Source organism: Candidatus Clostridium stratigraminis (assembly GCF_045310675.1).
Taxonomy (GTDB): Bacteria; Bacillota; Clostridia; order Clostridiales; family Clostridiaceae; genus Clostridium_AT; species Clostridium_AT stratigraminis.
Genome location: NZ_JBJHZZ010000001.1, coordinates 853841 through 867675, shown reverse-complemented (window position 1 = coordinate 867675; position 13835 = coordinate 853841). Strand labels below are relative to the sequence as shown.

The window sequence follows — 13835 nt, the reverse complement described above, 5'->3', positions numbered from 1 at the left end:
TAAAAAACTCTACTGCACTGCAAATCTGTAAGGTTCATTATTGTTTATTTAATGCTCTATATACCTTATCTTGAGAAAATGGAAGTTCATATATTTCTATTCCTGTAGCCTCGGCAATTGCATTTCCAATAGCTGAAGTTATAGAAATCATAGGGTGTTCAGCACAACCTCTAGCTCCATAAGGGCCATCAAGTTGAGGAGTTTCTACAAAATGCAGTTCTATTTCCTTAGGTAAATCTCTCATGGTTGGAATTTTGTAGTCTACAAAGTTTTTAGTTAAAAGTTGTCCTTTCTCATTGTAGATCATACTTTCACAAAGAGCCGTTCCGATTCCTTGAATAATACCTCCAACAACCTGACCCTTTAGAAGCGTCTCGTTCATAACCTTTCCTACATCAAAGGCTGAAACTACTTTTAATATTTCTATATCTCCCGTATTTTTATTTACTTCAATTTCTATGCCATGTGCCCCAAAGGTCCAATCAAGAGCTGGACTTCCTTGTCCTGTTTCTTTGTCTAAAAATGAAAGACCTTGAGCAATACTCTTACCCCTTCCAATTATTGGCCCGCCAATGGAATTGCCATTTGTATAGGTGAAGCCCACAGCCATTTGATTATAAAAAACCGTATTTTCTGGATGTTGTTTTACAAAGACACACTCATCTCCAATTGCTAATTCATGTTTTGCCGCATGTAGTGCAGCTGCTCCTAATTCTAATATTTGCTCTAGCATATCGTCACAAGCCTCAATAACTGCATTTCCAACAAGTACAGTCATTCTGCTTGCAACAGTCTGCCAATCATAAGGCGCTGTATCTGTATTTGTATCTGAAACCACATGAATTTTCTCTATCGGAATATGAAGCCTTTCTCCAATTATTTGAGCAAGTGCAGTATAGGTGCCTTGACCAAAGTCTATTCCTCCAACGTTAAATCTAATAGAACCATCTTCATTCATAAGTATTAAAGCTGAAGAAGCTGAGGAGCTTGGCATTGCAGGTGCCTTATGAAGTACGGCAATACCCTTTCCTCTATATTTTCCCGTACTCAATTCCATGGCCTTTTCTTCCTCGGTTTTTGGAATCTTATAGTCAATCTTATCAGCAACAATTCTTAAGCATTCTTTAACATTACCTGTGTTTTCAGTAATTAGTTCTCCAGTTATTGTAGTAGAACCAGCTTTTAAGAGATTTTTCATTCTAAATTCATAAGAATCCATCTTTAGTTCTTTAGCTATTAATTCCCTTTGCCTTTCTACTGCCCAGAAAAATTCTGCGTGCCCAAAGCCTCTATAGGCAGTTCCAAAGATATGATTTGTATAAATAGTATAGGAATCCACCTTAATATTATCTACTTCATAAGGACCAGCAGCCGAGTACCCTGCTGCTCTTCCGATATTTACACCATAATCAGCATAAGCTCCAGCATCCCAAAGATATTCAATTTCTTCAGCTACAATCTTTCCGTCCTTTTTAACCCCAGTTTTAATTCTTGCAACTAAGCCCTGCCTACAGGGAAGTGTGGAAGTCTCCTCTTCTCTTGTTGGAGCTAATTTCACTGGTTTTCCCTTTGCCGCCTTTGATAAAAGGGCAACCAAGGCTTCTAAATGAATACCTGCTTTACCACCAAAGCCACCGCCTACATAGGGTACAGTTACATCAATATTTTGCTTGGGAATATTTAAGGCTACACTCATTAAATCCCTAATGGCAAAGGGTGCCTGGGCACTGCTCCATACCTTAATCTTATCTCCATTACCCCATTTAGCTATGACATTATGGGTTTCCAGTGGAACATGGAGCACTTGAGGTTGAGTAAATTTATTTTCAACTATTACATCTGCTTCTTCAAAACCTTTTTCTATATTGCCTTTTCTCAATTTAAAGTGATTTGCTACATTTGTCCCAATTTCAGGATTGAATACGTTTTCAATATATTTGTTATTAGCCATATCTTCATGAACTAAAACTGCATCTTTTCTTAAAGCATCTTCCACTTGTTGAATTACAGGCAGTTCTTCATAGATAACCTCGATTAATTCTACTGCTTTTTCTGCAGTATCTAAATCAATTGCAGCAACAGCAGCCACTGCTTCTCCAAAATACCTCACCTTACCTACAGCAAGTATTGGCCTATCAACCATGTAAATACCTAACTTCTGTGAAGCCTCTGCACCAGTTAATACCGCCTTGACTCCTGCTAGTGCTTTAGCCTTAGAAGTATCGATACTAATTATTCTTGCATGGGCATAGGGACTGGTTTTTACTTTTGCATAAAGCATGCCTTGAAGCTTTATGTCATGAACATACTGTGCTTCCCCTGTAACCTTTTCTATGCCGTCTAATCTAGATATTCCTTTTCCTACATAATCATAATTCATTGTTATTCCCCCTTAGCCTTCATATCCAAAGCATAAAGATTAACAATTTCTGCTTCACCATGTGCAGCTGCTTCTACTGATTCAATAATACTTTCATAGCCTGTGCATCTGCATAAATTTCCTTGCATTGCCTCTATAATTTCCTCTTTGCTTGGGCTTGGATTTTTGTTTAATAAAGCTCTTGCTGACATAACCATTCCCGGAGTACAGAAACCACACTGAAGACCATTATGTTTAATAAAGGATTTTTGAAGAATAGATAATTCTCCATTTTTTGCTTCTCCTTCGATTGTAAAGACCTCTCCCTCTGCAGCTTCTAAAGCCATTACTAAACAAGAGTTTACAGCTTTACCATTTAGTATTACTGTACAAGCACCACATTCTCCTGCACCACAGCCTTCCTTAGTCCCTGTTAATCCTAACTCCTCTCTTAAAAGATAAAGCAAGGTTTTATTTGAAGCTATTTCAGCATAAACCTCATCACCATTGACATATAAATGTATCTTTTCCTTCATGCTTATTGCGCCTCCCCTAGTTCATATAAAATTTGCTTAGTTAGATATTCAGCCATAGCAATTCTAAATTCTTTACTCGCCCTTTGATCTTTTATAGGCTTAATAGCACTCTTAACCTTTGCTATAATTTCATCTTGCTGTTTAATAACATCTATATTTTTAAGTCCTTCAACTATTACAGGTGTTGGTCCTGCAGCACCTATTGCTATATTAAGCACGCCATCAGATTTTAAAAATGCTGCCACAGCCACTTGTGCAAGATCATGACCTTTTATTCTTGATTTTCTTAAGTATTTTCCTTTTCCTTTTATGAATGGGAAAATCACTCTGGTTACAATTTCATTTTCTTTTAAAATAGTCCTTTTAACTCCTATAAAAAATTCCTTAAGAGGTACTTTTCTAATGCCATCAATTGAAGCTATTTCTGCTACTCCTTCAAGTACAATTGATGGTGAAAGCATATCCCCGCCTGGAGATGCATTACATAGATTCCCTACTAGGGTTGCCCTATTTCTAAGAAGACTATTTGCTAAATTTTTAGCTCCTTCTACCAAAATAGGATAGTTTTCTATTATTTCCTTTGAATTTATGATATCATTTAAGCTTACAGCTGCTCCTATTGTTAGGCCTTCTTCATTGGAATAACTAATATTCTTGAGCTCATCTATTGCTTTAATGTCTAATATACGGGGAGAAACTATAAGCTTATCTTTAAGAGCAATAATTAAATCTGTACCACCGGCTAAAATTCTTATGTCTTTACCATGTTTATTTAATAATTCAAGCGCATCATTTAAGCACATTGGCTTGAAGTACTGTAATTCTTGCAATTTAATCCCTCCAATCCCTATTTTTTAAATTACCTTTACCTGATAAGTACTTTAATACTCCAATTAATTTATATACAAAAAAACCCCCTAGTATACTTAGCATTTATGAAAAACCATGCAGTATTATTAGGGGTTTTTTGTAACTTAATTTAGATTCTAAAGTTATTTATTATATATTTATTTTTGTTACTAATTATTTATGCGTATTAAGGTTATACCGGTTTAAAAATAAACCCATAGTAATCTAATCCTATACCTTCTTTTATAATACCAACAGTAGTCTTTAGCTTCATACCTATTTTTAAGTTTTCAGCTTCTATTTGACCGCTTACAGTTAAACCATTATTAAATTTAACTATACCAAAGGCAATATATGGCTTCATATAGCCTTCTGGAAGATTATATACTCTTGTATAGGTTACAAGGGTAACTTCTCCTTCAAGTTCTATTTCCTCAAAGTCCCTAGCACCGCATTTTCTACATACATAATGCTTTGGATGGTGGAGTTCTCCGCAAGCTGTACATTTATAAGCATACATTTTCTCACTCATTTTACTCCGCCTCCTTTACTAAAATTGTTGCTACCACATTATTTCCAAAGCCTCCAAAATTAACTGCAAGACCTGCTTTGGCTCCTTCAACTTGCCTGCCTGCAGCCTCTCCTCTTAGCTGCTTTACTATTTCAACAATCTGTGAAACTCCAGTTGCTCCAAGTGGATGTCCTTTAGCCTTAAGTCCTCCTGAAGTATTTATAGGTATTTTTCCACCAACCCTTGTTTCACCATTTCTAGCAGCAATATGGCCTTGACCTCTTTCAAAGAAACCAACCTCTTCAGATTCAACTATCTCAAGTATTTGGAAGGCATCATGAAGCTCTGCCACATCCATATCCTTTGGAGTAAGTCCAGCCATTTTATAAGCCTTTTGTGCCGCAAGTCTTACTGCTAATAGATCAGTAGGTACTTCTCTTTCTGCTACGGCATGAGTATCTGTTGCCTGGCCAATACCGGCAATTTTTACAGGTTTTTTACTAAATCTATCTGCCTTATCCATGGCACATAAAAGCACTGCTGCTGCTCCATCAGATACAGGGCAAACATGATACATTCTTAAGGGCTCTGCTACATAAGGATTAATAACATGAGCATCCTCATCCTCTGTAATTGCATATAAATTAGGTACAACATGAATGTGTGCTACTGGATTATGAACTGCCTGTTCATGATTTTTAACTGAAACTATGGATAAGTCCTTTTCAGTTATTCCATACTTCTCCATACAAAGCTTTGTAAACATTCCAGCAAAAGCAGGAAGGGTTAAACCATAATTGTATTCTGCTTCAGGATGCAGCATTGTAGCTACAAAGTCTGTGCCTTCCCAGCCACTTACAACTCTCATCATTTCCCCGCCTACAACAAGTACAGCGTCGCATATGCCACTAGCAATTGCCATATAACCTAATTTTATAGCTGATGCTCCAGAAGCTGGACCATTTTCTATAGTTTCAGCCATTGCAGGTCTTAAATTTAGTGTATCAACCAAGGCTGAAGCAATTCCACTTTGTCTATTTATTATACCTGAGCCCATGGATGCTACGAATACCTGATCGATTCCATGTCCTTCACCGGTTTTAACACCTGCATCATCTAGTGCTTCAACAGCTGCCAAACTAAGCATATCAGTAAAGGTTCCTCCCGCCCATTTACCAAACTTAGTATGACCAACACCTACAATTCCTACTTCTCGCATCTTTTATATCCTGGAATTTGTGCATAAGTTTCTGGGAGGATTGGGTTTTCAGAAGTCTTAAGAAGTTCTTCCTTAACTGGTCTTCTACCAGTACATTTTGAAGCTTTATGTTTTTCCCATAATGCCTTAGTTAAAACATAAGTTGGTACTCCTCCAAGCTCATGCCAAATTTCTGGTCTTGATTCTAATTCATATTCTATCATCCATCTCTTAAAGCCATTTGGACTCTCAGCAACTATCCAAACCTCATCTTGATTTAAATAATCAAGATGATATTCCATTTTAGCAGCAAATAATTGAGCTCCTATTCTTAAACCTTGTCTTAGAGTCATAGTGTGATAGGACATACCTACTTTATCATCAACTGTACGCCCATTAACAATACCAACAATAACGCCATCTATTGTTCCTATTAAACAATATTCATCTTTAACTCTATAGCGGTAGTAGCCTAATAGCTCTGAATACATTCTTGATGCAACTATATCATAAAAATCCTTTTCTACAGTCATAAGAGGTTTAACTGCTTCTAATATATGAGGAACCTCATCTCTAGTAATTTGGCGAATAACCATCTTTTCTCCAGTTGCAAGGGTAATATACTTTGCAGGATATTCTGGTAATGGGGTTTCTACAGGTCTTAAGCTTTGCTCCATTTTATCTACTATCATTTTTAATCATCCTTTCAATATAAATTTATTTATTCTTCCATATCATAAGCTACTATACGGGAAATACAGGATTCTCCTCCTTCAAATCTCCATGGATATATACCAATAATTAGTCTCTTTCCAAGCACCTTATCTATTTCTCCGCCAACATTTTCAGCATGTATAATATCAAGTGGGAACAGATCGTAGTGCATTAATTGATAATCATCAGATGGCCAGAAATCTTCTAAACCCTTTCCATATTTAGCTTTTAAGAATTTATCTGCTTTAACTGCTTCTTTTGGACACCATTCACGAATCTTTGTATTCATTGGATGGTCTGCAGAACCGCAGTCAACGCCTATCCACTTAAATTCCATTTCCTTGCACCAATTAGCAAATTCTTTTGTAGGTCCTGGATGCCTTAGCATAACTCTTTCTTCATCAGCTTCTGGCTCATCCCAAGCATATTTATGATAACCTGTGTGTATTATCAAAATATCTCCCTTTCTTACATCGGCTCTTTCCATTATGTCCTTTGAAGTATAAATGTCATAGTCTTCTGCAATATCAGAGATATCAACTACTACTCCTGGTCCTATTAAATCAGTTAAAGGAATACTAGCTATATCTCTTCCATGTGTACAAAAATGAAGTGATCCATCTAAATGAGTTCCTACATGATTTGAATGAGTTAGAACTTGCCCGTTTGCGCCATTTGAAGATAATCTTTTAAAGAATTTAATTTCTAGAGGCTCATAGGTTGGCCAAGGTGGTGTTAAGTGACTAATTTTTTGAGTTAAATCATACATCTTTACATTTTTAAAGGTATCAATAATATTCATTTATAACCCTCCTGCTATTTTTTGGGGTACACAACAATTATTAATTGTTGTGCCTCCAGTTATTTTTTTGGGTACGTAACAATTATTAATTGTTACGCCTCCAGCTTTTTTTATATTTTATTTATAAATGCCTTTAAGGCATCTTCGAAACATTTCATAGGTGGATGAACTATTCCTGCACCTACCTGACCTACTCCAGCCCTATTGCAGGCAATACCTGTATTTATTACTGGAAGTATTGAAGTTTCTATAACCTTTCTTACATCAATTCCTGTAGGAGTTCCTTTAAAGTTTAAGTTTGGAAGCTTATAGGCATTGTTTTCAGCACAAGTTATTTCATACATGCTGTTCGTATAATTTATAGCATCCTTAGGTGTTCCTCCTACAAACTGTACTATAGCTGGAGCTGTTGCCATTGCAAAACCACCAATGCCAGCTGTTTCTGTAATACAGCTATCTCCTATATCAGGATTTGCATCCTTTTCATCAAAGCCAGGAAAATATAAGCCTTGAACGATCTCACATGGTGCTGTAAACCACTCATTTCCAGTACCGCTTACTCTTATACCAAAGTCAGTACCATTTCTGGACATTGTATAAACTATAGTACTGTATTCTATATCCATTAATGGATCCAAACTGCACTTACAAGCTGGCATTGAAATATTTAGGAAAAAGTGATCATTTCTATCTATAAAAGATAGAACCTCCGCCTTCATAGCATCTGAAAAACTAGTTCTTACAATGTACGGTGCTATTTCTCTAAATACAAGTGAAGTACCTGCTTTATTTCTATTGTGACCTTCATCACCCATTTGAAGAATTTGAGCTATAATTGTCTTTAAATCTATTTCACCCTTTAGTTCCAAAGCCTCCTTAAGTACTGGTGCTAGGTTTTTTTCCATCCAGTTAAGCCTATTTATAACTTCACCTCCAAAGGCACCAAATCTAAGCACCTTGCCCAAACCTTCATTAAAAGTGCAGTAGGCATAATTTCCAAAGGCTTTATTTTGCAATTTCCAAACTGGCATAGAATAAGTTACTACTCCAGCCATTGGTCCTACAGTACTGTGATGATGGCAAGGGTCAAAGATTATTTCTCCGGAAGCAGCTAAGGCTCTTGCCTCTTCTTCATTAGGAGCCAACCCTTCATAAATAAGGCCTCCTACAATTGCTCCTTTTAACGGCTCGCTCATTCTATCCCAAGTTATTGGAGGTCCTGCATGAAGGATTGTTCTCTTAGTCATGCCTGGAATATCTGAGCCTGCAGTGCCTACACCTAAAATAACCGGCTGAGCCTCTAATAATCTGTTTACAGCTTCTTTATTAGCATTTTCTATTTTTTCTTTTATATCTTCCTCTTCAAGCCTTCCAAGCAACTTGCTAGCCGCGCTTGGGGGTCTCCAATTTACATGAATGCAAGATACATGCTGCTCCTTTAAATCCTTGCAAAAGGACTCAAGTCCTAAATTTACAACTTTTAATTCGCTGTCAAATAGCTTGTTTACAAGAGACATAATTTACACCTCCTTTGCCTTTTTATTTAATCTTATTTAAAAGCATTGCGGTAAGTCGTACTGCCTGAGCATTTGATGGCATTAATATAACACCAGCTTCTTTAAGCTTTTGAGCCTGCTCACTATAACTTTGAGGATCCTTTTCAGTTCCACATATATATCCAATAACAGATAAATATTTTCCCCTTTCTTCCATGTTTCTCTTAGCTTCTATAATCTGAGGCAGCATTTCTCCAACTGGGTCCATATTAGATCCATAGCCAATAACAAAGTCCATTAGGATTACAGCAACTTCATCATCACAAGCTTCCATTGGAAGCCTTTCAACTCTTCCAATAGGGTCAATCATTGGATGAGGTTTCCCTAGTGTAAAATCATCATCTCCTAAATCAATACAAGTATGCTTCAAGCTTTTATGAATATTTTTTAACTTGAATTCGGGACTAAGTGGTATATTTGAATAAATATTATAGCCTTCCTTACCTAGAAGTTTCATAGCTTCATCAGCCAAAGTACCACCAGTATATAATGCCCTTAGGTATTTCTGAGAGCTTTGAAGCTTAGCTGCTTCTTTATTAACTATTTCATCAACCAAAGCTTCCTCCATAGTAAAACCTTCGAAATCTTTACAAGCTATACCTTTAGATAAGCTAACTGCCTTATGAGCTGCATCCTCTAAACTAATACATGCATAGGCTCCCTTTTTTTCTATTTGATTTCTATCTCCACCAATAAAATTAACTACTACAGGCTTCTCCGTAGTTTTTACCATTTCTAATATTTTCTCTGCCACTTCAGCTGCAGGGGGTTTTGAAATTAAAACAATAACTTTAGTAGATGGATCATCTATTAGAGCCTTAAAGCCTTCTAGCATCATAATACCGCCTACTTCACTTTTAAGATCCCTTCCTCCTGTTCCAATAACCTGAGAAACCCCACTACCTAATTTATCAATTATTACTGTAACTTCCTGGGTACCTGTACCTGAAGCACCTACTATTCCAATATCTCCCTTACTAACTACATTAGCGAAGCAGAGAGGAATTCCATTTATAATTGCTGTACCGCAGTCGGGTCCCATTACTAAAAGACCTTTCTCTCTTCCTAGTATCTTAAGATCAATTTCTTCTTCAACTGTTACGTTATCACTAAAAAGCATTACATGAAGGTTGCTTAAAAGAGCTTTTCTTGCTTCCTCAGCTGCATATTTTCCTGGAAGAGAAATTACTGCCATATTAGCACCCTTAAGCTGCTTTACAGCTCCTTGCAAGGTTCGAGCCTTTATTTCAGCTTCACCTTCATCTTTTTTAGAGTTTAAAAGCTCATCTACCTTCCTTACTATTTTTTCTAATGCATTTTCTTCTTCTGAAGCAGCTGCAATAAAAAAGTCATTAGGTGTAAGCATCTCTATTTCTTCATTTGACAAATTTAAATTAGCACATAGTTCCTTATTTAAATCTGTAGCCATACCAACTATAACTTCTTTTACTCCCTGCATCTTCTTAATTTCTTTAGTTATTAGCATAAGAGCTACGGAATCATAGTAAGTATTTTTTCGTGTTTCAATGCATAGCATCATTTAGCCAAAACCTCCTATACCTTAAATTAGTCATTATTCTGCACCCTGTGTATACACCAAGTGCTGTATCAGTTCCAGATGTTTCTCCAAAACCAATGGTATTAATTAAAGCTTTAATTACTTTTTCCCCTTCTATTTCATGTAAAATTGAATGCAATAATTGTCTTACAGCTTCATTGCTCCTTCCAAGACTTGAATGTTTCAGCATTTCCGCGCTTACCTTAGTTGTTTTTTTAAGCCCACTTTTTATTAGCTCCATATTAAATGTGTAAATAGCTGCAATATTTAACTTATAATAATCACCTAAATATACAAAAGAAATCATCATACCACATATAAAATCATCCATTGACGGTGTAAGGCCTGTACCAAAACCTATAACTTTATCTGCTGCATTAGATATTTTTTCTATATCAAATGCTGCTGTTATATTCATGAAATTAATAAATCTATTTCTTATAAAGTTAAAATTAGCATCAATATGATTAATGGGAAATGTCATCAAATTTAGTTCTGGCATTTCACTAACTAAAATATTTATTAGCGGCCCTATGCCATAAAGGTTACCTTTTGTTATTATTGCATTTTCTACAACTACTAGATTATCTAATATATTCTTCTCAGCCAGAGCAGAAGGTTTTAGTTCTGCTTCTGAACCCCATAGTTTTACATTTTGTAAATTTATATAAATATTTCCCTTAGAAGAAATGATACCGTTTACATTTATCTCCATCTTTAAGTCTTGCTTAAACCCTATGTTAATAAAGTTTGTTTGAACTTCAGCATCAACAGTTAAGCTCATGGGACCCATATATTTATCTTTGCTTAATATTGTTATAAATTTATCATTCAGCGCTATATTACAGGCATTTTTAAATACGGAATGGATTTGTCCTTCTAAATTCTTTTGCCCTGTAATATAATTCATTAAATCCTTACATATATAAATAGCTCTCAAAGTAAACCATTCCTTTATTAAGATTCTATTACTTAAATTCTATATTTATTTTTCTTTACCTTTGTTGTAATATTCTAAATATTTAATAAATTAATTGTTGATTGTTTACAAGAATCAAGGTAAAATGTGGTATATGAGCCTTTTTAAGGGCGCTACTTTATTGTTAATTTTATAGGGGGTATATCATGTTCAGCTATTTAGGAATATCTATTGAAAATCTTTTAAACCTAGACATTCTTAAAGGTTCAAAGATTTTGGCAGGCAGGTCAGGCTCATCAAAGAGAATAACAAAGGTAAATGTTATGGAAGTTCCTGATATAATTGAATGGGTAAGCGATGGCGAACTCCTTATTACTACTGCTTATTCAATAAAGGATAATATAAATGTGCTGCTTGATATAATTCCAAAGTTAAAAGAAAAAGGTGTTGTAGGTCTTGGCATTAAGGTAGGAAGATATGTTAGAGAGCTGCCCTCAAATATAATAGAATTAGCTGATAAGTTAGAATTTCCTATAATTGAACTTCCCTTTTGTGTTTCTCATACTGATTTAATCTCTGTAATCCTCACTGAAGTTATAAACAATCAAATGAATATGCTAATTAATATAGAAGAATTCAGTAGAGAAATAATGGACATTATGACAAAGGGGGGTGGTCTTAAGGAAATAGGTAAAAAGCTTTATGAGAACATCGGTAATTCGCTAGCTATCTATGAAAGTATGCAGGACAGTACAGAAATTTTCTGTGAAGATCTAACTCATATAAGTATTATAGAAAAGATAATTTATAATTATATAAGCACAAAAAATTCAACTTTCCATGAGGAAGGCGGTAAGAATTATGACCTAAGCCGAGATAATTTTAATGGTAAATATACCGAACGCAGAACTATACCTATTGTTATAGATAATGTTGATTACGGCTTTATTTTTATATGGCTTGATAATAGAGTCTTGTCACCAATTGATAACATGCTTATTGAATCCTATGTACATATTATAGCCTTAGAATTTGTAAAAAGGCTATCTTTGTATAACATGGAAAGTAATTATAAGCTTGAATTCTTTGATAATCTTTTAAGTAGTAATAAAAGTAATCAAGCAATTGCCTTGGAAAAGGCAAAAAACTTTAATTTCAATAAAGAACTTAAATATGCATTGATTATAATTTCACTAAAAGATATATATAAACAAATAAAACACACTGAAAATAATATGAATTTAATACAAGATAGTATTAACAGTTTAATGTTTATTATAAACAGAAAAATTAAACACCAAAATGCAAGCATAATTTATGTAGATAAAAGTGATAGAATTTTAATATTATTCGGCTGTGAAAATTCAAAAGGTGATACAGTAATAAAAAATGAAGTTCTGTGTTTTTGTTCAGATATTCTTAAAGAAGCTCAGAAAAGATTTAATAAAAACCAGCTTATTATGGGCATAGGCCGTGCTTATAAAGGAGTTACTGAGCTTTATAAAAGTCATGAGCAGGCTAAATTAATTGTAGAAAATTTAAGCAAAAGCAAATCTGGTAATATTATACATTACGATGATTTAGGCATCTATCGAATACTTTCTTATGATGGTCTTCAAAATGAACTTATGGAATTCTGCATAGATAATATAAAGCCCCTTATTGATTATGACAAGGATAATAAAACAGAGCTTATAAAAACCTTAAAAATTTATTTTGAATGTAATGGAAATATGAAAAAAATCTCTGAAAAGATGTACATGCACTATAACACTATTATATATCGATTACAGAAGATTAGAGAAATAACAGGCGTTAATATTGATGATTCTGACAGCAGGCTAAATCTTGAAATTGCCTTAAAAGCAATAGAAGTGCTGAAAATGAATTAACAAACTTTATTAATAAAGTTTTTTTAATGTTACCTTGTTAAATTATTATTTATGGTGTATAATTTAATTGTAAAAGTTAATATGATTATCTTCAGGGCAGGGTGACCATATATTGGGATTCCCTACCGGCGGTATAGCCCGCGAGCCTTATGGCAGATTCGGTGTAACTCCGAGGCCGACAGTAAAGTCTGGATGAAAGAAGATGTGTATTAGATTTGATTAGTTTGCCCTGACTTTTTGTCAGGGCTTTTAATTTTCTAAAGCATTTGTACAAACTCCCTTGAAGATCTTCTAAAGGAGGATATTTATGAAAAATAACAAATTAAACAAGCTTATTAAAATTTCCCTACTAGGTTGTATCGCATTTATTCTTATGTATATTGAAATTCCATTGCCAATATTCCCAAGCTTCTTAAGAATTGATATTGGTGATTTACCTGCTCTTCTGGGGGCCTTTGCCTTCGGACCAATGGCTGGTGTATTAGTTGAATTAATTAAAAATATACTTTATGCAATATTCAAAGGAAATACTGCACTAATAGGTGAATCAGCAAACTTTATAATTGGATCTGTACTTGTCATTACAACAGGAATAATATATAAGAAGAAAAAGACTAAAAAAGGAGCTCTTTTAGGTTTACTCGCAGGCGGAATTGCAATGACCTTAGCCGGCGCTGTGCTTAACTACTACGTACTATTACCATTATATGAAACAGTTTTAGGCTTTAAGATTTCTGCTGTTGTTGGTATGGGAGCCGCAATAAACCATAATGTTAAAGACCTAAATTCCTTTATTATTTGGATTATTGTTCCTTATAATATTCTAAAAGTATTTGTTGTTTCAATTGTAACCTTGGCTGTATACAAGAGTGTATCTCCTATATTGCATGAAAGATAAAAATAAGGACCGCAATGATAAAATACCTAGTCTTTATCATTAC

General features: G+C 34.7%; 12 protein-coding genes and 1 riboswitch. Of the genes, 2 read left to right on the top strand and 10 right to left on the bottom strand.

The annotated features are described in order from the left end of the window. Nucleotides 1-37: 37 nt before the first annotated feature. The 10 genes from ACJDUG_RS04255 to ACJDUG_RS04210 all read right to left on the bottom strand — a co-directional run bounded on the left by ACJDUG_RS04255 (nt 38) and on the right by ACJDUG_RS04210 (nt 11023). Complete coding sequence (locus ACJDUG_RS04255; RefSeq protein ID WP_406768639.1) at nt 38-2380, bottom strand: xanthine dehydrogenase family protein molybdopterin-binding subunit; 2343 nt, start codon at nt 2378-2380, stop codon at nt 38-40. A 2-nt stretch (nt 2381-2382) separates the two neighbouring features. Continuing rightward, nucleotides 2383-2895: a (2Fe-2S)-binding protein gene (locus tag ACJDUG_RS04250; protein WP_406768638.1), complete on the bottom strand. Its 513-nt coding sequence runs from the start codon at nt 2893-2895 to the stop codon at nt 2383-2385. Between the two features lie 2 nt (nt 2896-2897). Further along, on the bottom strand, nt 2898-3725 hold the full coding sequence (locus tag ACJDUG_RS04245; protein WP_406768637.1) for an FAD binding domain-containing protein: 828 nt from the start codon (nt 3723-3725) through the stop codon (nt 2898-2900). A gap of 212 nt (nt 3726-3937) precedes the next feature. Then, nucleotides 3938-4276, bottom strand: coding sequence for a Zn-ribbon domain-containing OB-fold protein (locus ACJDUG_RS04240; RefSeq protein ID WP_406768636.1), 339 nt, complete (start codon nt 4274-4276; stop codon nt 3938-3940). A gap of 1 nt (nt 4277) precedes the next feature. Further along, entirely contained in the window at nt 4278-5474 is a 1197-nt protein-coding gene (locus ACJDUG_RS04235) for a thiolase C-terminal domain-containing protein (RefSeq protein ID WP_406768635.1), read from the bottom strand. Continuing rightward, a complete protein-coding gene (locus tag ACJDUG_RS04230) occupies nt 5462-6145 on the bottom strand; it encodes a hypothetical protein (protein ID WP_406768634.1) in 684 nt (227 codons plus the stop codon). The genes ACJDUG_RS04235 and ACJDUG_RS04230 overlap by 13 nt, the downstream gene beginning before the upstream one ends. A gap of 29 nt (nt 6146-6174) precedes the next feature. Then, nucleotides 6175-6969 (bottom strand): cyclase family protein, encoded by a 795-nt coding sequence (locus ACJDUG_RS04225; RefSeq protein WP_406768633.1) that lies wholly within the window; start codon nt 6967-6969, stop codon nt 6175-6177. A gap of 110 nt (nt 6970-7079) precedes the next feature. Further along, entirely contained in the window at nt 7080-8486 is a 1407-nt protein-coding gene (locus ACJDUG_RS04220; RefSeq protein WP_406768632.1) for a YlbE family protein, read from the bottom strand. A 22-nt stretch (nt 8487-8508) separates the two neighbouring features. After that, entirely contained in the window at nt 8509-10065 is a 1557-nt protein-coding gene (fdrA, locus tag ACJDUG_RS04215; RefSeq protein WP_406768631.1) for an acyl-CoA synthetase FdrA, read from the bottom strand. After that, nucleotides 10049-11023 carry an oxamate carbamoyltransferase subunit AllH family protein gene (locus tag ACJDUG_RS04210; protein ID WP_406768630.1) on the bottom strand — a complete coding sequence of 325 codons (975 nt, stop codon included), beginning with the start codon at nt 11021-11023 and terminating at the stop codon, nt 10049-10051. Before ACJDUG_RS04210 ends, fdrA begins: the two co-directional genes overlap by 17 nt. A 185-nt stretch (nt 11024-11208) precedes the next feature. Here ACJDUG_RS04210 and ACJDUG_RS04205 point away from each other — a divergent pair, with 185 nt between their 5' ends. Both ACJDUG_RS04205 and ACJDUG_RS04200 read left to right on the top strand, forming a co-directional pair. Next, nucleotides 11209-12894 (top strand): PucR family transcriptional regulator, encoded by a 1686-nt coding sequence (locus tag ACJDUG_RS04205; protein ID WP_406768629.1) that lies wholly within the window; start codon nt 11209-11211, stop codon nt 12892-12894. 83 nt (nt 12895-12977) lie between these two features. After that, nucleotides 12978-13102: riboswitch (FMN riboswitch) on the top strand. A gap of 99 nt (nt 13103-13201) precedes the next feature. Beyond that, nucleotides 13202-13792: an ECF transporter S component gene (locus ACJDUG_RS04200; RefSeq protein ID WP_406768628.1), complete on the top strand. Its 591-nt coding sequence runs from the start codon at nt 13202-13204 to the stop codon at nt 13790-13792. The last annotated feature ends 43 nt before the right edge of the window (nt 13793-13835 follow it).

Bases quoted from the DNA above. Each gene is read 5' to 3' on its own strand.
- ACJDUG_RS04220 (WP_406768632.1), bottom strand. From the start codon at position 8,486: ATGTCTCTTGTAAACAAGCTATTTGACAGCGAATTAAAAGTTGTAAAT.
- ACJDUG_RS04235 (WP_406768635.1), bottom strand. From the start codon at position 5,474: ATGCGAGAAGTAGGAATTGTAGGTGTTGGTCATACTAAGTTTGGTAAA.
- ACJDUG_RS04205 (WP_406768629.1), top strand. From the start codon at position 11,209: ATGTTCAGCTATTTAGGAATATCTATTGAAAATCTTTTAAACCTAGAC.
- ACJDUG_RS04240 (WP_406768636.1), bottom strand. From the start codon at position 4,276: ATGAGTGAGAAAATGTATGCTTATAAATGTACAGCTTGCGGAGAACTC.
- fdrA (WP_406768631.1), bottom strand. From the start codon at position 10,065: ATGATGCTATGCATTGAAACACGAAAAAATACTTACTATGATTCCGTA.
- ACJDUG_RS04250 (WP_406768638.1), bottom strand. From the start codon at position 2,895: ATGAAGGAAAAGATACATTTATATGTCAATGGTGATGAGGTTTATGCT.
- ACJDUG_RS04200 (WP_406768628.1), top strand. From the start codon at position 13,202: ATGAAAAATAACAAATTAAACAAGCTTATTAAAATTTCCCTACTAGGT.
- ACJDUG_RS04225 (WP_406768633.1), bottom strand. From the start codon at position 6,969: ATGAATATTATTGATACCTTTAAAAATGTAAAGATGTATGATTTAACT.
- ACJDUG_RS04230 (WP_406768634.1), bottom strand. From the start codon at position 6,145: ATGATAGTAGATAAAATGGAGCAAAGCTTAAGACCTGTAGAAACCCCA.
- ACJDUG_RS04255 (WP_406768639.1), bottom strand. From the start codon at position 2,380: ATGAATTATGATTATGTAGGAAAAGGAATATCTAGATTAGACGGCATA.